This window comes from Achromobacter aloeverae, assembly GCF_004121055.1.
GTDB lineage: Bacteria > Pseudomonadota > Gammaproteobacteria > Burkholderiales > Burkholderiaceae_B > Bordetella_C > Bordetella_C aloeverae.
This window is the reverse complement of the sequence record NZ_PYAL01000007.1, coordinates 61,157-87,888: the sequence shown is the minus strand read 5'-3', so window position 1 is coordinate 87,888 and position 26,732 is coordinate 61,157. Positions and strand designations below refer to the sequence as shown.

Annotated in this window: 22 protein-coding genes; 12 read left to right on the top strand and 10 right to left on the bottom strand. The window is 69.1% G+C overall.

Annotated features, from left to right (window positions below; genetic code table 11):
* Positions 1 to 114: 114 nt before the first annotated feature.
* The 3 genes from C7R54_RS21830 to C7R54_RS21820 form a co-directional block, all read right to left on the bottom strand.
* A complete protein-coding gene (locus C7R54_RS21830; RefSeq protein ID WP_129152554.1) occupies positions 115 to 2,328 on the bottom strand; it encodes a DUF2207 domain-containing protein in 2,214 nt (737 codons plus the stop codon).
* Positions 2,315 to 2,878, bottom strand: coding sequence for a LemA family protein (locus C7R54_RS21825; RefSeq protein ID WP_129152553.1), 564 nt, complete (start codon positions 2,876 to 2,878; stop codon positions 2,315 to 2,317). Before C7R54_RS21825 ends, C7R54_RS21830 begins: the two co-directional genes overlap by 14 nt.
* A gap of 228 nt (positions 2,879 to 3,106) precedes the next feature.
* Complete coding sequence (locus C7R54_RS21820; RefSeq protein ID WP_240039678.1) at positions 3,107 to 4,351, bottom strand: DUF445 domain-containing protein; 1,245 nt, start codon at positions 4,349 to 4,351, stop codon at positions 3,107 to 3,109.
* 168 nt (positions 4,352 to 4,519) lie between these two features.
* Here C7R54_RS21820 and C7R54_RS21815 point away from each other — a divergent pair, with 168 nt between their 5' ends.
* Positions 4,520 to 5,404 (top strand): ketopantoate reductase family protein, encoded by an 885-nt coding sequence (locus tag C7R54_RS21815; protein ID WP_129152551.1) that lies wholly within the window; start codon positions 4,520 to 4,522, stop codon positions 5,402 to 5,404.
* Positions 5,405 to 5,566: 162 nt separating this feature from the next.
* On the opposite strand, the gene wrbA is transcribed toward C7R54_RS21815, so the two are convergent.
* Positions 5,567 to 6,166, bottom strand: coding sequence for an NAD(P)H:quinone oxidoreductase (gene wrbA, locus C7R54_RS21810; RefSeq protein WP_129152550.1), 600 nt, complete (start codon positions 6,164 to 6,166; stop codon positions 5,567 to 5,569).
* 154 nt (positions 6,167 to 6,320) lie between these two features.
* Here wrbA and C7R54_RS21805 point away from each other — a divergent pair, with 154 nt between their 5' ends.
* Positions 6,321 to 7,214: a LysR family transcriptional regulator gene (locus C7R54_RS21805; RefSeq protein ID WP_129152549.1), complete on the top strand. Its 894-nt coding sequence runs from the start codon at positions 6,321 to 6,323 to the stop codon at positions 7,212 to 7,214.
* A 22-nt stretch (positions 7,215 to 7,236) separates the two neighbouring features.
* On the opposite strand, the gene C7R54_RS21800 is transcribed toward C7R54_RS21805, so the two are convergent.
* Positions 7,237 to 7,644 (bottom strand): hypothetical protein, encoded by a 408-nt coding sequence (locus C7R54_RS21800; RefSeq protein WP_129152548.1) that lies wholly within the window; start codon positions 7,642 to 7,644, stop codon positions 7,237 to 7,239.
* A 419-nt stretch (positions 7,645 to 8,063) separates the two neighbouring features.
* On the opposite strand from C7R54_RS21800, the gene C7R54_RS21795 reads away from it, so the two are divergent.
* From C7R54_RS21795 to C7R54_RS21785, 3 genes are all read left to right on the top strand, one after another.
* Positions 8,064 to 9,407, top strand: coding sequence for a methyl-accepting chemotaxis protein (locus C7R54_RS21795; protein ID WP_129152547.1), 1,344 nt, complete (start codon positions 8,064 to 8,066; stop codon positions 9,405 to 9,407).
* A 142-nt stretch (positions 9,408 to 9,549) separates the two neighbouring features.
* A complete protein-coding gene (locus C7R54_RS21790) occupies positions 9,550 to 9,906 on the top strand; it encodes a YciI family protein (RefSeq protein WP_129152546.1) in 357 nt (118 codons plus the stop codon).
* 150 nt (positions 9,907 to 10,056) lie between these two features.
* Positions 10,057 to 11,373, top strand: coding sequence for an RNA polymerase sigma factor (locus C7R54_RS21785; RefSeq protein ID WP_129152545.1), 1,317 nt, complete (start codon positions 10,057 to 10,059; stop codon positions 11,371 to 11,373).
* Positions 11,374 to 11,549: 176 nt separating this feature from the next.
* Here the strand turns inward: C7R54_RS21785 and C7R54_RS21780 are convergent, their stop codons facing one another.
* Both C7R54_RS21780 and C7R54_RS21775 read right to left on the bottom strand, forming a co-directional pair.
* Positions 11,550 to 13,136, bottom strand: a complete 1,587-nt coding sequence (locus C7R54_RS21780) for a YdgA family protein (RefSeq protein WP_158021256.1) — start codon at positions 13,134 to 13,136, stop codon at positions 11,550 to 11,552.
* 261 nt (positions 13,137 to 13,397) lie between these two features.
* A complete protein-coding gene (locus tag C7R54_RS21775; RefSeq protein WP_129152543.1) occupies positions 13,398 to 15,083 on the bottom strand; it encodes an NYN domain-containing protein in 1,686 nt (561 codons plus the stop codon).
* 277 nt (positions 15,084 to 15,360) lie between these two features.
* On the opposite strand from C7R54_RS21775, the gene C7R54_RS21770 reads away from it, so the two are divergent.
* Together C7R54_RS21770 and C7R54_RS21765 are read left to right on the top strand one after the other, a co-directional pair.
* Positions 15,361 to 16,629: an aminotransferase class V-fold PLP-dependent enzyme gene (locus C7R54_RS21770; protein ID WP_129152542.1), complete on the top strand. Its 1,269-nt coding sequence runs from the start codon at positions 15,361 to 15,363 to the stop codon at positions 16,627 to 16,629.
* Between the two features lie 298 nt (positions 16,630 to 16,927).
* A complete protein-coding gene (locus C7R54_RS21765; RefSeq protein WP_129152541.1) occupies positions 16,928 to 17,464 on the top strand; it encodes a hypothetical protein in 537 nt (178 codons plus the stop codon).
* A gap of 130 nt (positions 17,465 to 17,594) precedes the next feature.
* Here C7R54_RS21765 and C7R54_RS21760 read toward each other — a convergent pair whose 3' ends face one another.
* On the bottom strand, positions 17,595 to 19,676 hold the full coding sequence (locus C7R54_RS21760; RefSeq protein WP_129152540.1) for an FUSC family protein: 2,082 nt from the start codon (positions 19,674 to 19,676) through the stop codon (positions 17,595 to 17,597).
* Between the two features lie 124 nt (positions 19,677 to 19,800).
* On the opposite strand from C7R54_RS21760, the gene C7R54_RS21755 reads away from it, so the two are divergent.
* Complete coding sequence (locus C7R54_RS21755; RefSeq protein WP_129152539.1) at positions 19,801 to 20,724, top strand: LysR family transcriptional regulator; 924 nt, start codon at positions 19,801 to 19,803, stop codon at positions 20,722 to 20,724.
* 84 nt (positions 20,725 to 20,808) lie between these two features.
* Here the strand turns inward: C7R54_RS21755 and C7R54_RS21750 are convergent, their stop codons facing one another.
* Positions 20,809 to 21,186 (bottom strand): 2Fe-2S iron-sulfur cluster-binding protein, encoded by a 378-nt coding sequence (locus C7R54_RS21750; RefSeq protein ID WP_240039677.1) that lies wholly within the window; start codon positions 21,184 to 21,186, stop codon positions 20,809 to 20,811.
* Between the two features lie 218 nt (positions 21,187 to 21,404).
* Here C7R54_RS21750 and C7R54_RS21745 point away from each other — a divergent pair, with 218 nt between their 5' ends.
* The 4 genes from C7R54_RS21745 (at position 21,405) to C7R54_RS21730 (ending at position 26,448) form a co-directional block, all read left to right on the top strand.
* On the top strand, positions 21,405 to 22,319 hold the full coding sequence (locus C7R54_RS21745) for a LysR family transcriptional regulator (protein WP_129152537.1): 915 nt from the start codon (positions 21,405 to 21,407) through the stop codon (positions 22,317 to 22,319).
* Complete coding sequence (locus C7R54_RS21740) at positions 22,316 to 24,091, top strand: chloride channel protein (protein WP_129152536.1); 1,776 nt, start codon at positions 22,316 to 22,318, stop codon at positions 24,089 to 24,091. The genes C7R54_RS21745 and C7R54_RS21740 overlap by 4 nt, the downstream gene beginning before the upstream one ends.
* Before the next feature lie 379 nt (positions 24,092 to 24,470).
* Positions 24,471 to 25,688 carry an ATP-binding protein gene (locus C7R54_RS21735; protein WP_192903720.1) on the top strand — a complete coding sequence of 406 codons (1,218 nt, stop codon included), beginning with the start codon at positions 24,471 to 24,473 and terminating at the stop codon, positions 25,686 to 25,688.
* 67 nt (positions 25,689 to 25,755) lie between these two features.
* On the top strand, positions 25,756 to 26,448 hold the full coding sequence (locus tag C7R54_RS21730; protein WP_129152534.1) for a DUF4142 domain-containing protein: 693 nt from the start codon (positions 25,756 to 25,758) through the stop codon (positions 26,446 to 26,448).
* A gap of 54 nt (positions 26,449 to 26,502) precedes the next feature.
* Here C7R54_RS21730 and C7R54_RS21725 read toward each other — a convergent pair whose 3' ends face one another.
* Positions 26,503 to 26,715, bottom strand: a complete 213-nt coding sequence (locus C7R54_RS21725) for a hypothetical protein (RefSeq protein ID WP_129152533.1) — start codon at positions 26,713 to 26,715, stop codon at positions 26,503 to 26,505.
* Between the last annotated feature and the right edge of the window lie 17 nt (positions 26,716 to 26,732).

Below are 26,732 nucleotides of genomic sequence, written 5' to 3'. Positions count from 1 at the left end.
GCGGAAATGGGTCGCCACCCGGTAAGTAAATCCGACCATGTTGCGCCAGGTCCGCTCATCAGGACAGATACAGTTCAAGCCTTCTTGCGCATAACAGCAGCGCCGCCCCGCATCTCACCACCCCGACCCGCCGCCGCCTCCGCCGCCGTCCCCGGACGAGCCGCTGTCGAATGATCCGCTCGAAGAGGAGTCGCTGCTGCCGGACCAGCTGCCGCTGGTTCCGGGCGATCCGGACGAGGACGAGATCGGCGGCGGCGTCACATCGCTGCCGATGCCGGAAAGTGCCCGTCCCGGGGCGTCCCGGTAGAAGTCATGGCCGCCGTACATGTCCTGCATCGCCTGCACCGCCGCCGCGCCGGCCACCGTGGCCGCCAGCCCAGCGAAGGCAGCCGCCCAGCGCTTGCCCACGTCCAGCGCCACGGCGTAGGGCAGGTAGCGTTCGTACAGGCGCAGCTTTTCGTCGACGGTCGCCAGCGCTTCCAGGCGTGGGCCTTCGGCCAGCGTCAGGTACTGCTTGAAGCCGGCGATGCGGTCCATGATCTCGTGGCCTTCTTCCGTGTAGCCACGCAGGAAACGGAAGGCGCGCACCACCACGGGCAGCATCAACGCCGGCAGCAGCGCCGACAGGGCGCGCACGGGCGTGACAGCGTTGTCGGCCGCCAGCACGCCGATGCCGCCCAGCAGGAAGGGCACGCCGAACAGCAGGCAGAACACCACCGGTCCCCAGGAAAAGTTCGAGCGGACCATGGCCCAGGTGATGGCCAGCACGCCCAGTCCCACCGCCAGGAAGGGCAGGGACGCCAGGGTCCCGCCTACCTCGCCGCCTTGCAGGACCAGGGTGTAGATGCAGGCGGCCAGATACAGCAGCCAAAGCCAGAGACCGCGACGGGCGCGCTTGCCGTGATCGGCGATGTAGCCCGAATACAGGTTGTCCAGCGAGCTGGACAGGGTGGCGCGCGCATCGCGCAGGCGGGCCGATCCGGCGCTGCTGCGGTAAAAGCTGGTGTGCGCCCCGAACATCTTGTGCAGCAGGGTGCCGAGCAGGGTGTCGCGCGCCATGCCGCGCTGGCCCTGGGCATCGGGCTGCAGCAGCACGAAACGCGTTTCCCTGCCCGTGCCCCGCTTGCCGTCGTCGCGGTCGATGCGCAAGGCGCGCAGGGCGATCAACTCGATGACGCCGATGACAAAGCCCCGCTCGTCATTGCCCTTGCGCGCCATGTAGCGCACGGCCGGCGCCGACATGCCTTCGGGCGGCTCGTACAGCGGCACGATATGGGCGGGGGCGTGCGCGCGGCGGCGCGTGCGCCCATGGACCACGATGTAATACGCCGCCAGCAAGATGAAACCGGCCACGGCCACCAGCGCCGCCAGGTTGTCGCGCAACTGGTAGTAGATGCCTTGCAGGCGCGACGGCGCCTGCACGATACCCTTGGGCCAGGACACCGCTATCGTCAGCCCTTCCCGCATGCGCAACGGGACGGTATTCTCGAAAGTGACCTCGCCAGGCTTGCTCTCCACCACCCGCGCATTCTTGTCCGTGGCGCCTTGCGGCCCGGTATAGAACGCGGTTCTCAGGACAGGCGCATCCTCCGGCAAATGGATGCGGGCGACCGCGTGGGCGATGGGCATGGTCCAGCCGTTGCCGGTGACGTTCCAGTACAGCTCGTCGTGGTCCTGGTAGAAGCCGAGCTGGCGCGTGGTGCGATAGCGTATCTCGTAGACGTGCGTGCCTGGCGCCAGCCACCGGTCGGGGTCTCCGATGCGGATGCGTACGCCGTTGGATTGTTTTTCCAGCGCATAGGGTTCCGGCTTGCCGTCGCGGTCCACCCCCAGCACGTCGAAGCCGACCCTCACGTTCAGCCCGTCCCGGGAGCGATAGAGCGTGGGGAAATCGCGCACGACGCCGCGCTTGATCTCCCTGCCCAGCGCGTTGACCGCGATACGCTCGGTGACCAGCAGATCGCCATCGCGCTGTACGTCGATGTCCGATTCGAACGCGATGATGAACTCGCGGCCTGGATAGGCGCGCGTCGCCATCTCCCCTGGATCACTGGTGGACTGCGCGTTGGCTGGCGTGGCCAGCAGCAGCACGGCCATGACGGTGGCAACCACGCTGGCGATGATGCCCAGCACCACGCGCAGCGGCATGGGGACGCCGCGCCGCGTGTCCTCGGCCGCGGGGTCGCGCCGTTCCATCCAGGGCAGCAGGCGGCGCCGGCGGGGCGTTTCCACGCCCGTCGCCGCGGTCAGGGGCCGCGCATGGCGGGCGACGTGTTGCAGCGGACGGCGCAGGGCGGACAGGCGGCGGCGATCGTCAGAACGCGACATGAGGCACCGCGGCGTCGGCCGGATTGTCCAGTTCGAAGTAGGGTTCCCGGGCGAAGCCGAAGCCGCGCGCCACCATGTTGGCGGGGAAGGATTCGACGCGGATGTTCTGCTCCCGCGCGGCGCCGTTGTAGTAGCGGCGGGCCATCTGAAGCTGGTCCTCGATTTCGGCGAGGCTGTCCTGCAGGTTGCGGAAGTTGGCGTCCGCCTTGAGGTCGGGATAGGCCTCGGCCACGGCCATCAGGCGGCCCAGCGCCATGCCCAGGGCCTGTTCGGCGCGCGCCTGTTCCGCTACGCTGCCGGCGGCGATGCTGGTGGCCCGCCGCGTGGCGATGTCCTCGAATATGCCTTTCTCGTGCGCGGCGTAGGCCTTGACGGTTTCGACCAGGTTGGGGACCAGGTCCGTGCGGCGGCGCAACTGCACGGAGATTCCGCTCCAGGCTTCGCGCGTCATATTGCGCAGGCGCACCAGCGCGTTGTAGGTGGCCACGATGTAAAGCAGCACGACCGCCACGACGGCGGCCGCGACGATGGTCCACGTCGAAGCGGACATGGCGATTCCTCTCTCGTTTTCCCCAGGCCGCCCGATCGTACCAATCGGAGTTACGTGAAGAAACGAATGCCGGGACGGTGAGGTTTCAGGTTGTTACTACAGTCTTCGGCCGGCCTGGCACGAAGAGGACGTACACCCGTTGCGCATCGCGGGCCCGTCCTGTGTTCGCGCCCGAGGTCGTGCGAGGAGCGGCGCCGCGGCTGGCAGATCTTGATACATCTTGGCGATTCACCGGCCCGCGAGTATCACGCCCGCATGCAGCAGCAAGCCGATCACGCCCCCCACGATCATGCCGTTGAAACGGATGTACTGCAGGTCGCGGCCCATGCTCAACTCCAGTTCGTCGACCAGGTGGCGTTCGTCCCATCCTTTCACAGTCTGCGCAATATGGTCGGTGACCCCCCTGCGCAGCGTCGACGCCAGCCGCTCCGCGCCGGAGAGCACATGCTGGTTGATGGCGCGACGCAGTTCGGGGTCCTCGCCCAGGTTGCGGCCCAGCGCCATCAAGGTCTGCTCCAGGTGGCGCGCCAGCACCGAGTCCTCGCTGAACAGGTCGCGCTTGAGGCTGTCGTGGATCTCACGCCAGACGCCGCGCACGTATTCCTGCAATTGCGGGTGGTCGATGATGCGCTGCTTGAAGTCGTCGACGCGCGCCTGCAGGTCCGGATCGTCGCGCAGGCGCCGCACGTAGGCGCCGACCCAGGCTTCGTAGTCGCGCCGCAGCGGATGGTCGGGCTGCGCCAGCACATCGTGCAATTCGTCCAGCACGGCCCGCGCGAGCCGGTCGGCCAGGGTGTCCGCGATATCGTCGACCGATTTCACCAGGTTGACGGCCTTGGCGATGCGCGGCCATTCCTTGCGGGCGTACTTGACCATCAGGGCCGCCGCGCGTTCCTGCACCTGTTCCTCGTGCAGATAGGCGCCCAGGCGCTCCAGCGCCTCGTCCAGCAGCACATGATGGCGGCCGTCGCGGCTGAGGACCGTGAGGACCTCGCCCAGTGTGGCGGCGGCGTTCCATTCGCGCAGCTTGCGTACCACGAAGGCCTGGATGGCGCCGTGCACCGCCTGTTCGTCCAGCAGGTTCAGGGCATGCACGGCCCACGTCCGCGCCGACCCGGCCACCACGCGCGCCTGGCGTGGGTCGGCCAGCCATTGCCCCAGGCGGGCGGCGGGGTCGAAGACGCGGATTTTTTCCAGCAGCGTGGTGGGGTCGAGGAAGTGGTCGCGCACGAATACCGCGAGGCTGTCGCCGATGCGCGCCTTGTTGGCGGGGATGATGGCGGTATGCGGAATGGGCAGGCCCAGGGGCCGGCGGAACAGCGCCACCACCGCGAACCAATCGGCCAGCGCCCCTACGGTGGCGGCCTCGCAGAACGCGCGCACCCAGGACCATGCGCCTTGCGCGCCCATCGCGATGCTCAGCGCGAACCCGGCCAGGGTAACGGCCAGCGAGGCCAGGGCCAGGTTCTTCATGCGGCGCAGGGATGTCCGGCGAGGGTCGATGGGCAATATGGCTCCAGGGATGGGTCGGTAGGGTCCGGTCCATTCTAATAGCATGGACCGTCGCCTATGATCGCACCTGGACAGGCCGCGAGCCCTTCGGGGGCGCCGCGGGCCTGGGCGATATCTGGGGAGACCAGCATGAAGATAGCAGTGATGGGGGCCGGCGCCGTGGGATGTTATTACGGCGGGATGCTTGCGCGCGCCGGCCACGCGGTGACCTTGATCGGCCGGCCGGCGCACGTCGAGGCCATGCGGCGGCAGGGCCTCTTCCTGGAGGCGCGGACGTTCAAGGAGCACGTGCCGGTGGTCGCCACGACGGATCCCGAGGGCGCGCGCGGCGCCGACCTGGTGCTGTTCTGCGTGAAGTCGGCGGACACGGCGTCCGCGGGGCGTGCCCTGCTGCCGCAACTCGCGCCCGACGCCGTCGTGCTAAGCCTGCAGAATGGCGTGGACAACGCCGAGCGCTTGCGCGCGGTGCTGCCGCAAACCGTCGTGCCGGCGGTGGTGTACGTGGCCACGGAGATGGCGGGACCCGGCCATGTGAAGCATCATGGGCGGGGCGAGCTGGTGATCGGGGAATCGCCGGGCAGCGCCGGGATTGCCGAGATGCTGGAAGCCGCCCAGGTGCCGACCCGAGTGTCCGACAACGTGATGGGCGCGCTATGGGCCAAGCTGTTGGTGAATTGCGCGTACAACGCCTTGTCGGCGATTGCTCGCCTGCCGTATGGGGTCCTGGTGCAGGGGCCTGGCGTGAACGACGCCATGCGGGCGGTGATGGAGGAGTGCCTGGCGGTGGCGCGAGCCGATGGCGTGACAGTGCCCGGCGACAGCTGGGCCGCGATCGAGCAGATCGCGAAGTCGATGGCGGGGCAGTATTCGTCGACCGCGCAGGACATGATGCGCGGCAAGCCGACCGAAATCGACTATCTCAATGGCTACGTCGCGCGCCGTGGGCAAGCCCACGGCATCGCGACGCCGGTCAACAGCCTGCTGCACACCCTGGTCAAACTGCTGGAGGGGTAGGCCCACCCCAGCGCGCTGTGCGCGCCCCCCTCAAGGGGCGGCACTGGCGGACCGGCAGGGTAGGCCCACCCCAGCGCGCTGTGCGCGCCCCCCTCAAGGGGCGGCACTGGCGGACCGGCGGAGCCGGCTCCGCTGTGCCCCTGCTCGGGGAGCAGCGGGGCCTTAGCCGAACAGCTTGGCGGCGGTTTGGGCGACGAGGGCGCCCTGGAAGCGCGCGCCGTCCAGTTCGTTCGCGCTGGGCTGGCGCGAGCCGTCGCCGCCGGCCAGGGTGGTCGCGCCGTAGGGCGAGCCGCCCGTGACTTCGTTCAGGGTCAACTGGCCCTGGAAGCTGTACGGCAGGCCGACGATGGTCATGCCGAAGTGCAGCAGGTTGGTGATGAGGGAGAACAGCGTGGTCTCCTGGCCGCCGTGCTGCGAGGCCGTCGACACAAAGGCGGAGCCCACCTTGCCATTGAGCGCGCCGCGCATCCACAGGCCGCCGGCCTGGTCCAGGAAGGACGCCATCTGCGACGAGATGCGGCCAAAGCGCGTACCCGTGCCGATGATGATGGCGTCGTAGTTTTCCAGGTCGGCCACGGCGGCCACGGGCGCCGCCTGCTCCAGCTTGAAATGCGCGCCACGGGCGATTTCCTCCGGCACGGTTTCCGGCACCCGCTTGATGTCGACCTGCGCGCCGGCGCCGCGAGCGCCTTCGGCGACCGCTTCGGCCATCTTTTCGATATGTCCGTAGGACGAGTAGTACAGAACGAGGACCTTGGCCATGTCGGGGAACTCCTTTGCGTGGCGCCTGGCACGGCGCGCGGGGATGGGCGTGGCGCCCGGGTGTCGGTTGAACAACGATGGCGTAAGCGTAGGGCTAGCCGTTCTCCAGGAGAAGCCTATATATTTCGATGGAATCCATCGAAAGGAGCGATAGATGCTGGATGGCGTTTCCCTGGACCAGCTACGAACCTTCCTGGCCGCCGCCGAGGAAGGCAGTTTTTCGGCCGCCGGCCGTAAGCTGCGGCGCGCGCAATCGGTGGTCAGCCAGACGCTGGCCAACCTGGAGGGCCAGTTGGGCGTCGTGCTGTTCGACCGTTCGGGGCGCTATCCGCGCCTGACCGAGGCCGGCAGCGCCCTGCTGGGCGAGGCCTGCGGGGTGGTGCGCGGTGTCGAGGGCTTCAAGTCCAGGGCGCGCGCCATCGCGGAAGGGCTGGAGCCGGAGCTGTCGGTGAGCGTGGACGTGATGTACCCGATGGCGACCCTCACCGTCGCGGTGGGCTCCTTCCGCGAGGCCTTTCCGCACACGCCCCTGCGCCTCTACGTGGAGGCCCTGGGCGCCGTCGTGAAACCGGTCATGGACGGGACCTGCCGGCTGGCTGTCATGGGTACCCTGCCCGTGGTGCCGCCCAGCCTGGATTCCGAATACCTGCTGGATGTTCCGCTGGTGACCGTGGTGGCGCCGGGGCATCCGCTGGCCGCGCTGCCCGGGCCGGTCAGCGCGGCCGACGTGGAGCAGCACGTGCAATTGATCCTGACGGATCGCTCCTCGTTGAGCGAAGGCCAGACCTATGGCGTGCTGTCGCCCCAGGTCTGGCGCCTGGCCGACCTGGGCGCCAAGCACGCCTTCCTGCGCGCCGGTTTCGGCTGGGGCCACATGCCCGCGCCCATGGTGCAGGCCGACCTGGCCAGCGGCGAACTGGTGCGCCTGGACCTGGGCAGCCTGCCGCCGTCGCTGTCGCGCCTGTCCATGCACGGGGTCTACCGCAAGGAAACGCCGCCGGGACCGGCGGGACGCTGGTTCCTCGACCGGCTCAAGCAGGGCGCCTGAGCACGGCGGTGGCCGCCATGCGCTATGGCTTGGCCGCGCACTGCCGGCGCGCGGCATCCAGATGGACGGCAGCGGCGCGCGCGCGGGCCGCCGCATCGCCCGGCTTGTCCTGCAGCTTGCCGTTGGCCAGCGCGATCAGCAACGTGTCCGGCATGGCGGCGGTGTAGGCGCGCGCCACGCAGCCGCAATACGTGGCCTGCATGTTGTTGTCCCTGGGCGCGTAGGGATCCAGCCGGGGCGTTTGCTTGAGCAGCGCCTGGCACTGCTGCGTGTTGCTCGTGATGGATTGCTGGCGCAACGCCGCGATGTTCTGCGCGATCGCGCCGCCGCCATGGGCCAGCGCCAGCAGGGCCAGCAGCATGGGCGCCAGCCGGCGGCGCAAGGAATGGCGGGACGAGCGTAAGGAGGGACGGGAGGGCAGGGCTTGCATCGACGGGGCTCCTGGGGCCGGCCAGCGTGAAAGGGAAAGCCGCTATCCGAGCAATGTCCAGAATGTCGACAAAGTACTGTTTGAGAGAACGGCGCCATGGTGGATCCGCCGCATCGCGGCGACGGATCCGGGCTTAGGTTAACCCTGCCGTCGCAGCGTTAATCGGGGAAATACCGCCGCTAAGGGCGGCTCTTCCGCCCCATTCAGGGGAACGGCAGCCGCAAAAGGGTGGATTGCACGAAATAAGCCAGAAAAGCATTGTTTTTTGCTTGACCGCACACCCTCATGGAAGCATTATCTTACGCAAAACGACTATTTGTTTCTTTGGGGATTCAAAGCTTTTCAGTTCAGTACAGATGAGCATTTTTTGTTTGTCCTGTCCGCAGCATCACCCAAGCACGCGTGGGAGGAATGTCGTGATGAGACTTTTTGCCTGGAACCGTCGGTCCGCAGGAAAAAATCCGTATACCAAGGCCGATCTGGCAGGAAGGGTCGCCGCCATCAACAAGACCCAGGCCGTAATCGAATTCGATCTTGACGGCTATGTGCAGATGGCGAACGACAAATTCCTGGAGACCTTCGGGTACACGCTGGAGGAGGTAGTCGGCAAGCATCACCGCATGTTTGTCGATCCGGCCGAGCACGATACCCCGGAATATGCGCGGTTCTGGCAGAAGCTGGCGTCAGGCAGGTACGACAGCGGGCGGTACCGGCGCATCCGGCGCGACGGCCACGAGGTCTGGCTGCAGGCCAGCTACAACCCCATCCTGTCGCCCGACGGCGTGCCCGTGAAGGTGGTCAAGTACGCCACCGACGTGACGGAAGAGCAGCGCCGCAGCGACGACAGCGCCGGGCAGCTGGCGGCCATCAGCAAGGTGCAGGCGATTGCCGAATTCCAGCTCGACGGCACCATCCTGGGCGCCAATGCCCTGTTTCTCGGCACCATGGGCTATGACGAGGCGGAGATCATCGGGCGCCATCATTCCATGTTCATATCGCCGGACGAGCGCAAGACGCCGGCCTATGCCGAGTTCTGGCGACGCCTGGCCGGCGGCAGCTACGACGCGGGCCAGTATCGGCGCATCGGCAAGGGCGGGCGCGAGGTATGGATAGAAGCCAGCTACAACCCCATCTTCGATGCCGAGGGGCGCCCGTTCAAGGTGGTCAAGTACGCCACCGACATCACCCGTCGCGTGACCGCGGCGCAGAAGCTGCGCATCGCCGTGCAAGGCTTGTCGGACAATGCGGGACGCGCGTCGCAGGCCAACGAACTGGCGCAGGCGGCCTGCCAGGTGGCCGAGGCGGGCGGGCGCACCGTCAAGGACGTGGTATCCACCATGGGCGCGATCTCGGAGAGCTCGCGCCGGATTTCGGACATCATCGGCGTGATGGACGGCATCGCGTTCCAGACCAACATCCTCGCGCTGAACGCCGCCGTCGAGGCGGCGCGCGCCGGCGGCCATGGCAAGGGGTTCGCGGTAGTGGCGGCGGAGGTGCGCAGCCTGGCGCAGAACAGCGCGGCGGCGGCCAAGGAAATCAAGGGCCTGATCACGGCGTCGGTGGAGCAGATCGAGCGCGGCGCGTCGCTGGTGCAGTCGGCCGGCGCCACCATGGACGATATCGTCGCATCGTCGCGGCGCGTGACCGAGATCATGGCCGAGGTGGTGGATGTGTCGCTGGCCCAGTCGAGCACGCTGGGAGGCGTCACCGACGACCTTACGCGGATGAACGGCGCCGGCGAGCCGGCGCGACTGGCGCACTGAGCAGGTTTCGCGGACGGCGGCGCCACGGCCAGGCGGCGCCGCGCATTTGCGCCAGGAAACACGGCATGATCGGCGGCATGGTCGTTTAGACTGCGGGAAGCGCGCGGGGTCGGAGCCTGCGCGCACGCCCCAGGAGGCCCCCATGGCTGGCTATCTCTTGCTCATCGTCGAACCCCCCGGCCAGCGCGCCGCCCGCAGTCCCGAGGAGGGACGCGCAGTCTATGCCCGCATGGTCGAATTCGCCGGGGGCCTGCAGGCGCAGGGCAAGCTGCTGGCTTGCGAATCCCTGGCCACCGATACGGAAGGCGTGCGCGTGCAGGTGCGCGAAGGGCGCAGCCGGCTGATCGACGGGCCGTTCACGGAAGCCAAGGAAATGGTCGGCGGTTTCTTCCTGCTGGACTGCGAGTCGCGTGAGGAGGCGCTGCGGATCGCCGCGCAATGCCCGGCCGCCGAATGGAGCACGGTGGAGGTGCGACGGGTCGCGCCTTGCTATGAATAGCGGTAGCGGCATGCCCGGCGCCCGGCCGGGTGCGCGATCGCCGGCGCGCGGCCCCGCCTTGTCGAAATCGGCCGCGTCCGTTCGTCGTTGCCATGGGCGCCCGGTCAAGGCGGGCGAGCCTGCGCGCCACACGCACGGATGGGCCGGGCGATGAGGCCCGCCGTGTCCACGGTGCACGTCGCCGCCGCCATCGAGGCCGCCTGGCGTGACGAGGCCGCCAAGGTCATCGCCGGCGTGGCGCGCATGGTGCGCGACGTCAGCCTGGCCGAGGACCTGGCGCAGGATGCGCTGGTGGCGGCCCTGGAGCATTGGCCGCGCCAGGGCGTGCCCGACAATCCGGGAGCCTGGCTGATGACCGCTGCCAAGAATCGCGCGCTGGACCGCTTGCGGCAGGATGCGCTGCACGCACGCAAGCAGGAACAGATAGGCGCCGACCTCGATGCCTTGGGCGCGGCCGTCGAGCCCGATTTCGTGGCGGCGCTCGACGCCGCCCGGCAGGACGAGATCGGTGACGACGTGCTGCGCCTCATGTTCGTCGCCTGCCATCCGGTCCTGTCGCGCGACGTGCGGGTGACCTTGACGCTGCGCCTGGTCGGCGGCTTGAGCACGGCGGAAATCGCGCGCGCCTTCCTTGCCTCGGAAGCGACCATCGCGCAGCGCATCGTGCGCGCCAAGCGCAACCTGGCCGAGGCGAAGCTGCCTTTCGAGGTCCCGTGCGCGGCCGAACGCGCGCAGCGCCTGGATGCGGTGCTGGAGGTGATCTACCTGATCTTCAATGAAGGCTATGCAGCGACGGCGGGAGAGGACTGGGCTCGTCCCGCCCTCTGTGAAGAGGCCTTGCGCGTGGGCCGCCTGCTGGCGCGCCTGGCGCCGGACGACAGCGAAACATTCGGCCTGCTGGCGTTGATGGAGCTGCAAGCTTCGCGGCTGGCGGCGCGGGTGGATGCGCGCGGCGGGGTGGTCCTGCTGGCGGACCAGGACCGTACGCGCTGGGACGACGCCGCCATCGCGCGCGGGCTCGATGCGCTGGACCGCGCGCTGACGCTCGCGGCGTCGCGCGACAGCCTGGGACCGTATGCCATCCAGGCGGCCCTGGCGGCCTGCCATGCGCGGGCGCGGCGGGCCGCCGACACGGACTGGGCCGCGATCGTGGGATGGTATGACGTGCTGGGCCGTGTCGCGCCGGGGCCGGTCGTGCGGCTCAATCGCGCGGTGGCGCTGGGCATGCTGCAAGGGCCGGCGCTTGCGCTGAGCGAGGTGGAGGCCGTGGCCGGCGCCCTGGACGGCTATCCCTGGCTGCACGCGGTGCGCGGCGACCTGCTCGGGAAGCTGGGGCGGGAATCCGAAGCGCGCCTGGCCTTCGAACGGGCCGCCGCCTTGACGGACAATGCACGCGAACGCGAGCAGCTATTGGCCCGCGCGGCCCGTGCGACCGATGCAGCCCATGCGACCCATGCGGCCCGCTGAGCCGGCCGCGGTGGCGGCTGGCGGGCCGGGTCGGGATGGCGGCAGTGGACGGCGGACCGGGCCGGACCGGGCACGGGGAAGATATGGGTTGCGAACGGGACCTGGTGGGGGGACTGGGCGGGGGAACTGAGTAGGGGAACTGGGTAGGGGAGCTGGGTAGGGGAACTGGGCGGGCGTCAGGGGCGGGCCGGCATGGTCGGCATGGCCGGCGATTGCGGCAGGGGGCCCGGGGCCGGCCGAGTGCCGGCATAGCGCGCCAGCCATTGTGTGGTGGGCATTTCCACGCCATTGATGGTTGCGCGATCCTCGGCGGCATGGAGGGCGGCCGCCAGGCCCGTGCCGTCATCGGCGAAGAAGCCGGTCTCCAGCAAGGGCGCGCGCAGGCCCGGCAAATCGCCCAGCAGGGCGCCCGGAACGTGGGCCTTGAACTCGAAGTCGCGCATCCTGTCTAGCACTGCCCACAAGGGACTGATGTTCAACGCGTGGTCCGGCGCAGGGCCCATCCGCAGGGCCATGTCCAGCGTGGCCTGGTCGCCGTGCGGCGGCTGCCACGTCACGGCCTCCAGCGCCAGGCGCGGTTGGTGATCCAGCAGCGCCAAGGCCGCCCGCGAGAGATTCGTGACGGCCTCGCTCACCGCGTCGGGCGCGACCTGGCCCAGCACCAGCGCGCTGGCAAGCAGGCGTGCGTTGTCCCACGCGCGCGTCAGGGCGTCGCCGTCCAGGTGGGTCAGCGCCAGGCGGCCCGAGCCCTGTCCCAACGCCCGCGCGCCGATGCGCAGCGCGCCCAGCCGGTAGGCGGCGCGCAGGTCCTGTCCGCCGCTGTCCTGTGTGACCTCGCTATGCCAATGCAGGTCTCGCGCTTCCCATGACTGGGCCTTGCCTTCGTCGTCCAGGAAGGTGTCGCGCCAGCGGGCTATCTCTATGTCGACCGTGCCCGGTCGGAGGACGAAGTCGCCGGCGGCCAGTTCCAGCTTCAGCGTCAGCCCCGTGAGGGCGGAGGTCGCGGTGGCCGTGCCTTCGGTGGCCGTGCTTTCGGTGGCCGTGCCTTCGGTGGCTGTGCCTTCGGTGGCTGTGCTTTCGGCGGCTGTGCTTTCGGTCGCCGCGTTTTCAGCGACCGTGGTCGATGTGCCCGCCGTCAGCCCCTCCGCCCGCGCTGTCATGTGCATCGCGCCGTCCGGCTCCAGGCGGCCCTGGCCGGTCGCGCCGTGCCAGTTGACGTAAGGACCTTGCGTGCCCGAGCGCCAGGGCGGCATGCGCCATTGCACGGTGGCGCCGCCGGCGTAGTCGACACGCGCGTCGATGGTGGCCAGGGGCATGGGCTGGGGGATATCGAGGGCGGCGGCCAGCGCGGGCGCGCCCTTGATCTCGATGACCACGCGGGACGAGGCAAACAGCGCGCCGCCTCGCGCCCCGGGTTTGCCGTCCAGCGAATTCGCCGGGCGCAGGGGATAGGGGCCATGGTTGATATCGACGCTCGCCCACGCCAGGTCCTGGCCGCTGCTGGGCGGCGCGGGCACGTCCGTGACCTCTGGTAGCCGCAATCGCAACGCATAGCGGGCGTGCGAGGAGAGCAGGCCACGTTCGTAGCTGACGGGCTCGATCGACAACGGAATGCCGGGCACGGCCGCGTGCAGGCGCCGGTCGGCGTCTTCGACCCATTGCTGGCTGGCACGCTGCGCGCGCTTGCCGATGTACCAGGAGATTTCCAGCCATCCCCCGCCCAGCATCAGCAGGAGGATCAACAGGCCGGACGTTCTCTTCATCGTTTTCGTCATGGACGGGAGAGGCGGAGCGCGCCCGGATGCGGGGGGGCACTGGTGGGCGCCGCGGGCCTCGGCCGGCCAGCCTGTGGTCGCTCACCCGCAAGGAGTTGCACCAACTGCCGCGCGACCGCAGGTTCGTGGCCTGCCTTCCGCGCCGGCGGGCAAGGCGGTCGGGCCGCGCCGTCCGTCCGCTGTCGACGGCGCGCCTTCGCGGCCACGCCCCTCATCTGCACCGTGCGATTCATGTCAACCCCGCTGGCGCTAGGCGGCGTCGTCCTTGCGGGGCCGGCGGGCGCGTGTCGTGGTCTTGCGGGGTGCGCGCTTGGCGGCGGGGGCCTCGGCGGCCGCGGTATCCAACGGCGCATCCTGTGTGGCATCCGTCGGCTCAGCCGTGGCGGCGTCACGTCCGGCGCTTTTCTTCGCGGCCGTTGTGCGCCGGCCCGCGCCGCGTCGGCTGGCCCCGGTCTTGACGGCCGCTTCCGGCGTGGCTGCCTCGGCTTCCGTGCGCCGCATTGCCGTCTCTACCGCCGCTGCATTGCCGGCGCTTTCGTTCGCCGCCGCCTCGTCCACGATCGGCGCGGGCGTGAACAGGTCGGCCGTTGCGGATGACTCCGGCGCTTCCGGCTGTCGCGCCGCATCCTGCGCGGCTTTTTTCGCGGCGGCCTTGGCTGTGCGTGCCGGCACGGGATGGCGCTTGCGGGCCGGCTTGGCGCCGGCATCCTGCACGGCAGGGGTGGGATCATCCATCAAGCCGGTGTCGGCGGGAGCGCCGGTCGGCAGGAAGGGCGCTTCCAGCGCGGCGATCTCGGTATCGCTCGTGGGTGGCTGCGGCTGTGGCTGCGGCCGTGGCCGTGACCGGCCTGCGCTGGCGCCGGGCCGGCCTTCGGACTCGTCTTCCGGTTCCGCGCCACCTTGCGCACGATCGGCGTCCCTGCGTTCGTTGTGCATGTCATTGCGCGCGTCATCGCGCCGACCATTGCCCGCGCCGCGTTCCCGCCCCTTCCTTCGTCCGTCCTGGCCGCGTCCTTCGCCGCGACCTTCGCTACGACCATCCTGGCGCCCTTCATTGCGCCCCTCGTTGCGCGCCGCCTGGGTGTCGGATTCCCCCGCGCCCGCGGCGTCGGCCGCCCCCGCGCCGCGGTATACGAAGGTGCCCGATTTTTCGTCGCGACCGATCTCCAGCAGGCCGCGCGCGCGGGCTTCCTCCAGCAGGTTGCCGAACGCCCGGAAGCCGTAGTAGGACTCGTTGAAATCCGGCTTGCGGCGCTTGATGGCGTCCTTCAGCGCGGACGCCCATATCTTGCCGCTGTCGCCTCGTTCGGCCACCAACGCGTCGAAGGTCTCCACCGCCAGTTCGATGGCCGTGCTGCGGCGGCCATCCATCTCTTCCTTGCGGCGCCGCTCGTCCTCGGGCGACCGGCGGCTGGCGCCATTGTCGCGCGCGTCGCGGCGCGCCGCCGAGCGCTGGGTCTCGCGGACCAGGTCGTCATAGAAAATGAATTCGTCGCAATTGGCGATCAGCAGGTCGGACGTGGATTGCTTCACCCCCACGCCGATGACGTATTTGGCGTTCTCGCGCAGCTTGGAGACCAGGGGCGAAAAGTCGGAGTCGCCGCTGATGATCACGAATGTGTCCAGGTGGGACTTGGTGTAGCAAAGGTCCAGCGCGTCGACCACCAGGCGTATGTCGGCGGAATTCTTGCCGGACTGGCGCACATGGGGAATTTCGATCAGCTCGAAATTGGCCTCGTGCATGGCGGCCTTGAAGCCCTTGTAGCGATCCCAGTCGCAATAGGCCTTCTTGATCACGATGCTGCCCTTGAGCAGCAGCTTCTCCAGCACCAGGCGGATATCGAGCTTTTCGTAATTGGCGTCGCGCACGCCCAGCGCCACGTTCTCGAAATCGCAGAACAGCGCCATGCTGACGTTTTCGTGAGATGCAACCATTTCTTCTCCAGGGAGGCCGGCGGCCCCGGCCGGTATGGCCGGGGCCGGACGTCCGCCGATCGCCTATTGTCGCTTAAGTCCACAGTATCGGTTCGTCCGGATACGCCTTCGTCCATGAGGCCAGCGCAGCTTTAGCCCGGGGGACCCGTCACGCGAGCGCTGTCCGCAATTCCACGGCACCGCCGCCCCGCCGTTGCGTGCCCCGCCGGCGCTATCATCGTGCTGCCACGGTGGTCCGTGGTCCGTCGCGCGCCGTCCGCTCGCGCCCCGCCACTCCATGCTGCCTCATCGCGCCATTGCCATGCCGGATATCCTCGCCCCGTCTGTCGCGCCGCCTGTCGCCCCATTCGCCTCCGTCGACCTGCCCACGGCGCCGCCCGCCGAGGCTTTTCCGCCCGTCTCGGCGCCGCTGGATGGCCCGGCCTGGCGCGCGCATTTTCCCGTCACCGGGGACCTGGCCTACCTGGACCATGCGAGTCTCGGACCCACGCCGCGCCTTACGGCGCAGGCGGTGGCCGACAGCCTGGCCGAGCAGGGCCGGCGCGGCTCGCTGGCGCATCCGGGCCTGCATGACATCGCCGACGCCGCGCGCGTCGAGTTCGCCGCGTATATCGGCGCGCCCCCCGCGCAAGTGGCGCACGCGGCCAATGCGTCGGCTGCCGTCAGCCTGATCGCCGCGGGGCTGCCTTGGAAACCCGGCGACGAGGTCGTCGTGCCGGCCATCGATTTTCCCTCCGTGGTGCTGCCCTGGATGACGCTGCGGGAGCGCGGGGTCCGGGTGCGCGAGGTCCCGTGCGTGGACGGACGCGTCGAGGTGGAGGCGCTTGTGGCCGCGTGCAACGCCGCTACGCGCGTGATGTGCGTGTCATGGGTGCAGTTCAGCAGCGGCTGCCGCCTTGACCTGGCGCGCCTGGGCGCCGCCTGCCGCCAGCGGGACATCCTGCTGGTGGTGGACGGCGTGCAGGGCGTGGGCGCCTTGCAGCTGGACGTCGCCGACCTGCCTATCGATGCGCTGGTGGTGCATGCGTACAAATGGATGTTCTCGCCGCAGGGCGTGGCATGGCTTTACGTCGGCGAAAGGCTGGCGCAACGGCTGGCCCTGTCCGCCGCCGGGCCGCGCAGCCTGACGCCGCGCGACTCGTATTTCGATCACCGCTACGAGCCGCGCGCGGGCGCGGCGCGCTATGAGACGGGCATTCTCGGTTTCCACGGCATCGTGGGCGCTCGGGCCAGCCTGGCACTGCTGCGCGCCGCCGGGCCGGCGCGGGTGGAGGCCGCTTTGCGGCGCCACGCGGACCATCTGGCGCGCGGCCTGCTGGAGGCCGGTTGCCACGTGCAGGGCGGGGCCGACCGCCGCGACTTCCAGTCCGGCATCGTCGTGTTTCGCCATCCGCGCCACGACGCCGCGGCATGCCGCCTGGCGCTCTTGCGCGCCGGCGTGGTCACCGCCGCGCGCGAGGGCCATGTGCGGGTGTCTCCGCATTTCTACAATACCGAAGCCGAGATCGAGACGCTGCTGCGCACCTTGCGCGATTTGCGGGCGTGATGCGACGCTCCCTCCGCATGGCCTGTCCCCGCGGCGCGGGCGCCAATGCGAGGCGCCGCGTGGCCCGTGTGCCAGCGCGGCCTTCGGGCGCCGGCAATAAGCTGAATGCAGGCTGAATTTTTGGCCGCTGGCGCTACAAGATGCGATACTTGCGCGCCTTCGGCAAAAATCTTTCCGAGCCGGGAAATGGACTGAAACGTCCGTCGTCAACCTTCCATTTTTTTTCGCACTCGGGGTGGCTGTATCTGGGTAAAGTAAAGCCGTGTACATCCGCTTGAAGGATGTCCGGAGTACGAACATGAAGAAGCTCACTCTTTCCGCATTTGCCGCCGCTACCCTGGTGCTGGCGTCGGCGACCAGCCCGGCGATGGCGGGAGGCTACCACCACGGCGGTTATCACGGTTACCACGGCGGCAGTTCCGACGGCTGGTGGGTTGCCGGCGCCCTGGGCCTGGTCGCCGCTGGCGCCCTGATCGCCGCCAATCAACCGACCTACGTGGCGCCGGCCCCCGTCTACGCCGCGCCCGCATACGCGGCGCCTGTCTATGCCGCGCCGCCCGTGTATGCCGCGCCCCCCGTATACGCGGCGCCGCCTGTCGCCCAGACCGAGTATGCGGCGCCCGCCCGCTCGACCGGCGACCTGATCGCCTATCCGAGCCGGGGCCAGACGCAGGCCCAGCAGAATCGCGATCGCTACGAATGCCAGAACTGGGCCGTCAACCAGAGCGGTTTCAACCCGTCGGCGGTGACGCAGTATTCCAACAACGTCCAGGTCGATTCGTATAACCGCGCCATGTCCGCCTGCATGACGGGCCGGGGCTATTCGGTGAGTTGATCGGGGAAAAGCCCCCACGCCGCGCCGCTGCGCGGCGTGCTGCCGCCAAGAGGGCTCTTTCGCCTTGGGGCGGCCCGGCGGCGAAAGCGGCCCCCACGCCGCTTGCTGCCCTCAGCAACCGTGTTTGGTGTCATGCACTTTGGGCATGAGGGACGTCGTTCCAGGGCCGTCCTTCCAGGAAGGCCCGATGCGCCGCGATGGTAGCGGCGATTTCGCGAAGCAGCAATATCGTTCGCAGTTGCGCCAGGCGCGCACCGGCCGCACCCGTTGCGGCCGTTTCCGTTTCCCGCAGGCGCCGCGCCAGCCGGTCCGCCAGGCGCGTGGCCACGCGCGCGACGCCGCTGAATTGCGCCCGTCGCAGGCGCAGCAGCAGGGCGTCGCGTTCGCGTACGGTCAGGGCGGCGCCGGCGAGCGACCCGCCGGCGCCGCCCTGGTGGCGCAGGCGGATGACCGCATCGCCGATCGCCAGCGCGCCCAGGATGCCGTCCAGGTCTCGCGCCATTTGCGCCGGCGGCACCTGGATGCCCTGCGCCATCTGCTGGCGGATGCGATCGGCCGTCCGGCTGTGCAGTTGCGCGGCCGACGGCGCGCGACGCGATTGTCCCAATCCGGCGAGGTCGGCGCGGATGGCCGCATGCAGGCGCGCCAGCGCGGCGCGGCGGTCGGTCGGAAACAACAGGGTGAAGGTCAGCACGCCGCAGGCAATGCCCACCATCAGCGTGATCGAGCCGTTCAACTGGCCGAGGATATCGGCATAGCTGCCATTGCCGGGCGCCAGCAGGTCCCACAGGAAAATCGAAAACGATGCGCCTATCGCCGCTGTCGCCGGCCGGCGCATCGCCAGGCCGGCGCCAACCAGCACCAGGGACAAGGGCAGGGCGAAGCTGGCGTAGTCGTGCGCCAGCGGCATCACCAGCAATACCCATAGCATCGCCGCCGCTGACGCCAGGGCCGTGCCTTGCAGGAAGCCCATGCCGCCGGCCACCGGGTTGGGCCGCGTCGAGAACAGGGCGCAGACCACGCCGGTGATGGTGACGAAGCCCGGCCCCGATGGCCATGCCGATCCTATCCAGAAGGCGGCCGCGAGCATCAGCGCGACGGCCGCGCGGATGCCGTTGCGTACGGCGGCGGTCCGGTCCAGGTGGGTGGCATAGCGTTCCCGGGCAGAAACAGGATGGGCTTGCCAGATGGCCTCGCGCCGCTGGGTGGCGGTCTCCAGCGCCCGCAGCAGCGCCAGGCGCTTTTCGGCGGCCAGCCTCGCGCGCCAGTCCGCGCCGCCGTCCCAGGACGCCATCTGGTTCGCCAGCGCGACCGTGGCCTGCCGGGCCTGTTGGCGCGCCGCGTCCGCGTGTCCGGCAGGCTGCGCCGCGATATCGCTCACCAAACCCAGCAGCGCCGGCGGCACGGCGGCTGGGGTGTCGCCGCGTTCCTCCGCCAGCGCATGGGCGGCCACCAGTTGGGCCATGGTGGCCACCGTGGCGGCCCGCACATGGCCCATGCGGCGGCGCACTTCCAGGGAGCCGGCGGCGGCGAACTGGGCCGCCGTATCCACGTCCAGCCCGGCCACGAACAGGCGGTGCGGTGCGTTGCCCGGCGCCTCGCCATTCATCATGCGGCGGGTCAGTTCGGCCGCCTTGCGCAGGTAGTCGTCCAGGCGGCGCCGGATATCGGACAGGCCGCGGTCCGGTTCCCAGGCCGCCGCCAGCACGGCCTCCACCGCCACGCCCAGCAGGATGTAGCAGACGCGCGCGACGGCGATGTCGAAAACCTCCTCGGGGCGGGGCACGCTGTCCATCGCGATGATGACCGCGGTGTAGCCGGCCAGCACGGCGCCATAGGAACTGAAGTTCCGCAATCCGGTGGCCAGGGCGGTACAGACGCCCAGCCAGGTCGCCAGGCAGGCCAGGAACAACCAGGGCGCCTGCGACAGGGTGCCCACCAGCGCCACCGCCACCGTCGCGCCGGCCAGGGTGCCGACGGCCCGGTAGCGTCCTTTGGACAGGCTCATCCCGCGTGTGCCCTGGGCGACGATCCAGACCGTCATGGCGGCCCACTTCGGGTTGTCCATCTGCATCCGCAGCGCAAGATAGAACGCCAGCAGCGACGCCACCGTGGTGCGGACGGCGAATCCCAGCCCGGGAACGTCCATGAAGGACGGCAGGGCGGGAAAACGGCGGGGTGCGGTGGGCGCGCTGGGGGAAGAACTGGCCATGATGCCGCCAGTCTAGATCGCCCCCGGAATGGAATAAACTGGCGGAATCGGGAATTTCTATTGCCTCAAACGGTATAAAGCCCGACAGGTATAGCCCGCCACGTGTAACCCCTACGGCACAGCCATGAAATTCGAACATGTGCAGGTCTTCCTGCGCGTTGTCGAGGCCGGCAGCTTTTCCGGCGCGGCGACCCTGCTGGACATGCCCCTGACCAGCGTCAGCCGGCAGGTCAAGGCGCTGGAGGACGATCTTGGCGTGCAGCTGCTTTACCGCACCACGCGCAAAGTGCGCAGCACCGACGCGGGACGCGACTTCTACGCCCGCTGCCTGCAGGCGGAACAGGTCCTGGCCGATGCGCGCGCCTCGGTGGCCAGCCTGCGCACCGAGGCCGAAGGCACCTTGCGCGTGCTGGTGCCGTACGCACTGGGGCTGCTGGTCCTCGAACCGACCCTGGCCGCGTTTCGGACCAGCCATCCGCGCGTGCAACTGGTGCTGACCTACCATAACGAAGCGCTGGACCTGGTCGCTCATGGCTACGACGTGGCGATCCGCATCGGACCCCTGCCCGACACCACGTACGCGGCCCGCCAGCTGGGGCTGTCGCGCGCGGTGCTGGCCGCCAGTCCGGCCTATCTGGCGCGCGCCGGGCGGCCGCCCGATCCGCGCGACCTGCGGCGGCACGACCTGCTCAGCAGCGGGGGGGATGCGCCGCTGGCGCAATGGCGGCTGCGGCACGCGGGCAGCGGCGAAATCAGCGAGATCACCGTGCGGCCGGTGCTGGTGGCCAACGAGTCGGCCACCTTGATAAGGCAGGCGGTCAATGGCGCGGGCATCGTATTGGCGTCGCAGATGCTGATCGGGCGGCACCTGGCCAGCGGCGCGCTCGAAAGCGTATTGCCCGACTGGACGCGCTGGCCCGACGTCGAGCTGCATGCATTGTTTCCCCAGCGCGCCACCCAGGAGCGCAAGGTGCGCGTGTTTCTCGACTACCTGGTGCAGGCTTTCGCGTCGTGGAATGTCAGCGGCGCGGCGCCGCGGGCTGCGTAAGCGGGCGGCACGGAGCCTGCCTCGGTCCGACGCCATGCGTCGGCGGGTCTCCTGCCCGCGCCGGGCCGGACGGGGCAAGGGCGTTCAGCGCCGTGGTCCGTGGGGCAGCGGGCGTGGCGCTTCCTCCGCCAGGCGCTGCGCGCTGTCGCCCGCCAACGTGACATCGCCGCGGGCCTGCGCCACGCAGGGAAGGATCCAGCCTTCCTCGATTTCGTCGCGGCTCAGGCCCGGTCGCTCGACGACATAGGCGACGTCGCCGGACGCCAGATGGCACATGCAGGCGCGGCAGGTGCCGTTGCGGCAGGAGCTGGCCAGGCGTATGCCGGCCCGCAGCGCCGCCTGCAGCAGCGTTTCATCGGCGCGCGCGGCATAGGTCCAGCCACTGGTCTCCAGGGTGACCGTATAGGCGGCGCCGGCCGTTGCCGGGGACGACGCGAGGGAATCTGGCGCGGATGCAGGCATGGCAGCCATTCTAGCCATTCCCTGTTCCCGGCCGCCTGCGCTACACTTTCATTCCTGAAAGTTATTATCGGCATGAATGATGTTCATGGGACTTGGCCGTGGTTTTGCCTTGACCCGCGCCGTGACTCAAGCGGTGACTCCAGCCCTTTATTCCAGCCGTTTATTCCAGTCGTGACGCCAGTCTTGGCTCCCGCCTCGATTACCGCCCTGATACATCCATGAACCCGTCCTTGCGCGATCTCTCCTATTTCCTCGCCGTGGTGGCCCATGGCCATCTGGGCCGGGCGGCGTCGGCATGCGCGGTGACGCAGCCGGCGTTGTCCAAGTCGCTCAAGCGCCTGGAGGACGAGACTGGCCTCGCGCTGTTCGACCGCAGCGCGCGAGCCGTGCGTCCGACCGCCGCCGGCCTGGCCTTCGCCGAGCATGCGCGCAAGGTGGTCGAGCAGTACGAAGACGCCATCCGCCACGCGCAAGCCTTGTCGGCCGGGGACACCGGACTGCTGCGCGTGGGCAGCACCGCGGCGACCATGGACACGGCGGTGCTGCCCGCGCTGGAGGTCCTGCTGCCGGAGCGCCCCGGCCTGCGCGTCACCTTGACGATGGGCGTGGCCGACGAACTGCACGACCTGCTGGAACAGGGCGCGCTGGATGTCGTCGTCGCGCCGATGGAGCGCGCGGTGCCCGCTGCCCTGCGCCAGCAGCCGGTTGGCCGCGATGACCTGCGGGTGGTCGCCAGGCGCGGCCATCCCTTGTTGGCACAGGCGCCGGCCAGCCTGGAACTGCTCGCGGCCGCACGCTGGATTCTTCCCAAACGCACCTCCTTGCTGCGCCAGCAGCTGGACGCGGCCTATGCCGCCGCCGCCCTGGCGCCGCCGACGCCCGTGCTGGAGGTCGATTTCGTGTCGGCGGGCGCGCTCAAGCTGGTGGCTGGCGGCGATTGGCTGACCGTGGCGCCCGCCGCCTTGCTGGAGGACGCCAGTGGCGTGATGGCCCTGCCGGCATCGCCGCCACTGCCCCTGCGGCGCGAGGTGGCCTTGCTGGCGCGACGCAGCGCGGCGTGGTCGCCGCCGATGAAGGCCATGCGCGAGGCCTTGCAGCGGGCCAACAAGAACACGGATGGAAGTCCCGCATGAAGATTCCCCGCTTCTTCCGCACCAGCGCCGACGCCTCCAGCGTCAAGGCCACCGAGCGCGGCGCGCTCATCTACGTGCGCGGCCTGTTGGTGGCCGCCGCGATGGGGGCCCTGGGCGCGCTCGCCGCCCAGGCCTTCCGGTCCGGCCTGGACAACGCCACCACGTGGCTGTTCGGGCGCGAAGGCGATATCTCGCAGGTCTTCGCCGCGCTGCCCTGGTATGTGCGCATCGCTTGTCCGGCCGTGGGCGCGGCCATCGCCGCCCTGATCCTGGCCCAGGCCTTGCGTCGCGAACACGCGCAGGGCACGGTGTCCGAATACCTGGAAACCATCGATGGCAAGACCGACCGCATACCTGTCGTGCCGTCCCTGCTGCGCTGCGTGTCTTCCTTCTTCTCCATCGTGTCGGGCGGCTCCATCGGCAAGGAAGGCGCGATGGTGCAGCTGTCGGCCACCGCCGCGTCCTGGCTGTGCTACCCGTTCCGCGCGCTGGGCGGCGCCGCCGACGGCATGTCCGTCCTGCGCGGCGAGGACTTCCGCCTCGCGGTGGCGCTGGCGGCCACGGGTGGGCTGGCGGCCGTCTATCACACCCCCTTGGCCGCCGCCATCTTCATCGCTGAAATCGCCTATGGCGGCCTCGAACTGCGGCGCGTGGGCTTTCTCTTCACCGCCGCCGCGGCGGCTACCTGGGTAGTCAGCGCGATGGGCCACTACACGCCGTTGTACGCCCTGCCGCCTTTCGCCTTCGACGTCACGGGGCCAGGGATGCTCGCCATCATGCTGGTGGGTGTCGCCGCGGGTGCGTCCGGCGCCATCTTCCTGTGGGTGCTGCGTCTGGCCCGTACGGGATTTACGCGCTTGCACGGTTCACTGGTGGTGCGCATGACCGTGGGCGGCCTGCTGGTGGGGCTGATCACCCTGGTCGCGCCGGACGTCACGGGCAACGGCTTCGCCCCCATCGTCAAGCTGCTGGACGGCCAGGCCCTTTCCACGCCCCTGCTGGTGCTGCTGGCGTTGAAGATACTCGCCACCGCGGCGACCGTCGGCGCCGGCGCCATCGGTGGCCTGTTCACGCCATCGCTGATGATAGGCGCGCTGGCCGGTTCGGCCTGCGCCCCGCTGGCGGCGCAATGGCTGGGCGTGCCGGACAGCGCGGTGCTGCTGGGCGTGGCCGGCATGGCCGCCGGGCTGGCGGCGACAACCCAGGCGCCGCTCATGTCCACGCTGATGGTCTTCGAAATGACGCAGGAGTCGTCCTTCGTCTTTCCGCTCATGCTGGCGACGGTGGTGGCCTATGCCACCTCCATGGCCCTGGGCGACAGCGGAACCTATTCCGTGATCGCGCGTCATCGCGCCCGTTCGGACCGCCGCAGCCGCCTGGCCGACGCCACCGCCGGCGCCGTCATGCGCCCCGTGGCGAGGACGGTGGCGCGGCACACGCCGCTGCGCGTCGCCATGGAGGTGGGCCTGGCCGGCAAGAACCGCTTCGTCTTCGTGGTCGACGATGCCCGGCATTACGAGGGCGCCGTCTGGCTGCAGGACGTGGTGGCCCGCGTGAACGCGGGCGAGGCCGATGCGGCCATCGACACGTCGGCCTACGTGCCGGACCTGCCGGTGGTCTATGCCCACCAGCGGCTGTTCGATGTCTGGCAGACCGTCGTGGAATCGCCCGCGGAACGCACGCCGGTGCTTTCCGACCCCGAGTCGCGACGCCTGGTGGGCGTGCTCAACAAAAGCGAGTTGCTGAAGCAGGCGCGGCTGTTGTTCGCATGAGGGTGCGCGCATGAACTCCGCGCGGAAAGAAGAAGCAAGGGAAGAGGAGCCAAGGAAAGAAGAAGCAAGGAACCAAGCAAAGAACCAAGCAAAGAACCAAGCAAAGAACCAAGCAAAGAACCAAGCAAAGACCGCAAGGAAAGGAAGCAAAGCGCAAGGAAAAGAGCGGCTTAACCTCTAGTAACACAGGGATACTCCGTCCGTACAACGGTGGTGCGAGCATGACGTACTTGCGCCATGGTTCGCCGGCCTGTCTCCGGCCAGTGCCAGGCTTTTATCCGGGTTAACAGGCCCCAGTAAGTCCATGCCACGTCCATCCGAACAAAACACGCTGGCGCCGGGGCCACCGGCGATTCCTTTTGAGCCACCGGCAGTTCCTTTGGACGCCGAACTGCCAGACCTCGCCGTGGAACATCAGGGGGACGAGCCGCGCGTAGCGTCGCTTCCCGATGCCCTGTTCCAACAGCGCAAACTGGATGCCCTGAGCCACCTCACCGGCGGCCTGGCGCATGACTTCAACAACATCCTGCAAGGCTTGCTGGGCTCCTTGCAGCTCGCGCAGCGGCGCCTGGCGACGGGCGAAACGGAGAAGGCCGGGCGCCTGATCGACGCCGGCCTGAACGCCGGACGCCGCGCCGCCGGGCTGACCCATTGCCTGCTGGCCTTCGCGCAGCGCCAATCCCTCGATCCCAAACCCGTCGATGTCGCGACGCTGTTGCGCGCCATGGACCCTGCGTTGCGCAATGTCCTGGGTTCGGACGTCGCCCTGGTCATGGAGGTTGCGCCAGACCTGGCTCCCACCCTCTGCGATCCCCGCCAATTGGAAAACGCCCTGCTGGGCCTGGCCGCCAATGCGCGCGACGCCATGGCAGATGGCGGCACGCTGACGTTGTCGCTGACGCGCGAGGTCTTGACCGACGAGGGCGCCGCGGCGGAGAACCTGGCGCCCGGGGCCTACACCTGCCTGACGGTCGTCGACAACGGCAGCGGCATGACGCCGGACGTGCGCGAACGCGCTTTCGACCCTTTCTTCACGACCAAGCCGATCGGCCAGGGTACGGGCCTGGGGCTGTCGATGGTCTACGGGTACGTCAAGCAGTCCGACGGCAATATTGCGTTGCACAGCCGCGATGGCGAGGGAACCCGGCTGCGCATACTGCTGCCGGAGGTGGCGGCCTTGCCGCAGCCGGTCCAGGAGCCGGGCCGCATCACCGCCATCGCCGGCAATCCGCTGGTGCTGGTGGTGGACGACGACAGCATGGTGCGCGACCTGGTGACCCAGGTGCTGGCCGATGCCGGCTATCGCACCATCGCGGCCGCCGACGCCGCATCCGCGATGACGGTGTTGCGCGGCGGCGTCATCCCCGAACTGCTGCTGACCGATGTCGGCCTGCCCGGCTTGAATGGCCGCCAGCTGGCCGACGCGGCGCGTGAATTGCTGCCCGGCCAGAAGGTGCTGTTCATGACCGGTTACGCGGCCAATGCGGTGGTAGGCGGCGGCGAGGCCCTGGACCCGGGCATGTCCGTTCTGATGAAACCCTTCGAGGTCGGCGAACTGACGGCCAAGGTGGCGGAAATGCTGGAAAACAGGCACTGAGGGCTGTTTGGATGTCGTTGCCCTGGTGCGCCGGTCACGAATCGGGAGTGATTGCCAGGAGACAACCATGGATTATCCGAACGAGACGCATCGTATCTTGCTGAGGAAGGCCGCGCTGTGCGCCGCTTTGCTGGTGTCCGCGGGGGTAGGGTGGCCGGCCCACGCTGCCGGGCCGGCGCGCCAGGACCAGCGCTTCATGGAGCAGGCGGCGCAGGCGGGCTTGTTCGAGATCGCCGCCAGCAAGCTGGCCGGGGATCATTCCGACAATGGCGACGTGAAACGGTTCGCCGGGATGATGGTGACCGATCACGGGGCGCTCGCGCAGGACTTGCGGGCCCTGGCCGATGCCAAGGGCGTCCAGTTGCCGCAAGAGCCGTCGCGAGCCCAGCAGTCCCTGCTCAAGCAATTGCAGAGTTCGAAGGGCAACAAATTCGACAAGACATACGCGGAAAAGGTGGCGGTCAGCGCCCATCGCGACGCCGTCAAGCTCTTCACCGATGCGGCGAAAAACGCCAGGGATGCGGACGTCAAGGCCTTTGCCGGGAAGGGCCTGCCGACGTTGAAGAGGCACCTCGATGACGGCCGCGCCTTGCGCACGACGGTTTCGGGCAACCGTCCCGGCGGCTGGGTGGGCGAGCATCCATCGCCGCCCGCGCCCGCTAATCCGCCGTCCACGCCTGCGCCCTCGCCGTCCGTCCCCGTGTCGCCGGTTTCCCCGGCCTCGCCCGCGGCGCCCGCCAACGTCGTGCCCGGCAAGTGAATAGGTAAAAAAAACGCACCGCCACGCGGTGCGTTTTCCTGGGCACGTCCGACGTCACTGGGAGACTGCCAGCGACTCCAACGCACGGATGCCGTCCAAGGCGGCATCCGTCGGCGTTCGGAAGACATGCTCGGACTGGATGACATGGGGCACGGTCGTCTTACCCGTGTCGACGACCTCCACTTCCCACCGAAACCCGCCCTGTGTCACCGGCTCCAGCCATAACGTAGCCCGTGACTGCTGGGTTTCCTTAGTCAGTATCTTCATCGCGCCCCAGTCCGCTC

Bases quoted from the DNA above. Each gene is read 5' to 3' on its own strand.
- C7R54_RS21820 (WP_240039678.1), bottom strand. From the start codon at position 4,351: ATGAAGAACCTGGCCCTGGCCTCGCTGGCCGTTACCCTGGCCGGGTTC.
- C7R54_RS21755 (WP_129152539.1), top strand. From the start codon at position 19,801: ATGAAATTCGAACATGTGCAGGTCTTCCTGCGCGTTGTCGAGGCCGGC.
- C7R54_RS21815 (WP_129152551.1), top strand. From the start codon at position 4,520: ATGAAGATAGCAGTGATGGGGGCCGGCGCCGTGGGATGTTATTACGGC.
- wrbA (WP_129152550.1), bottom strand. From the start codon at position 6,166: ATGGCCAAGGTCCTCGTTCTGTACTACTCGTCCTACGGACATATCGAA.
- C7R54_RS21745 (WP_129152537.1), top strand. From the start codon at position 21,405: ATGAACCCGTCCTTGCGCGATCTCTCCTATTTCCTCGCCGTGGTGGCC.
- C7R54_RS21780 (WP_158021256.1), bottom strand. From the start codon at position 13,136: ATGAAGAGAACGTCCGGCCTGTTGATCCTCCTGCTGATGCTGGGCGGG.
- C7R54_RS21760 (WP_129152540.1), bottom strand. From the start codon at position 19,676: ATGGCCAGTTCTTCCCCCAGCGCGCCCACCGCACCCCGCCGTTTTCCC.
- C7R54_RS21800 (WP_129152548.1), bottom strand. From the start codon at position 7,644: ATGCAAGCCCTGCCCTCCCGTCCCTCCTTACGCTCGTCCCGCCATTCC.
- C7R54_RS21740 (WP_129152536.1), top strand. From the start codon at position 22,316: ATGAAGATTCCCCGCTTCTTCCGCACCAGCGCCGACGCCTCCAGCGTC.
- C7R54_RS21805 (WP_129152549.1), top strand. From the start codon at position 6,321: ATGCTGGATGGCGTTTCCCTGGACCAGCTACGAACCTTCCTGGCCGCC.
- C7R54_RS21770 (WP_129152542.1), top strand. From the start codon at position 15,361: ATGCTGCCTCATCGCGCCATTGCCATGCCGGATATCCTCGCCCCGTCT.
- C7R54_RS21725 (WP_129152533.1), bottom strand. From the start codon at position 26,715: ATGAAGATACTGACTAAGGAAACCCAGCAGTCACGGGCTACGTTATGG.
- C7R54_RS21830 (WP_129152554.1), bottom strand. From the start codon at position 2,328: ATGTCGCGTTCTGACGATCGCCGCCGCCTGTCCGCCCTGCGCCGTCCG.
- C7R54_RS21730 (WP_129152534.1), top strand. From the start codon at position 25,756: ATGGATTATCCGAACGAGACGCATCGTATCTTGCTGAGGAAGGCCGCG.
- C7R54_RS21790 (WP_129152546.1), top strand. From the start codon at position 9,550: ATGGCTGGCTATCTCTTGCTCATCGTCGAACCCCCCGGCCAGCGCGCC.
- C7R54_RS21750 (WP_240039677.1), bottom strand. From the start codon at position 21,186: ATGCCTGCATCCGCGCCAGATTCCCTCGCGTCGTCCCCGGCAACGGCC.
- C7R54_RS21765 (WP_129152541.1), top strand. From the start codon at position 16,928: ATGAAGAAGCTCACTCTTTCCGCATTTGCCGCCGCTACCCTGGTGCTG.
- C7R54_RS21785 (WP_129152545.1), top strand. From the start codon at position 10,057: ATGAGGCCCGCCGTGTCCACGGTGCACGTCGCCGCCGCCATCGAGGCC.
- C7R54_RS21795 (WP_129152547.1), top strand. From the start codon at position 8,064: ATGAGACTTTTTGCCTGGAACCGTCGGTCCGCAGGAAAAAATCCGTAT.
- C7R54_RS21825 (WP_129152553.1), bottom strand. From the start codon at position 2,878: ATGTCCGCTTCGACGTGGACCATCGTCGCGGCCGCCGTCGTGGCGGTC.
- C7R54_RS21775 (WP_129152543.1), bottom strand. From the start codon at position 15,083: ATGGTTGCATCTCACGAAAACGTCAGCATGGCGCTGTTCTGCGATTTC.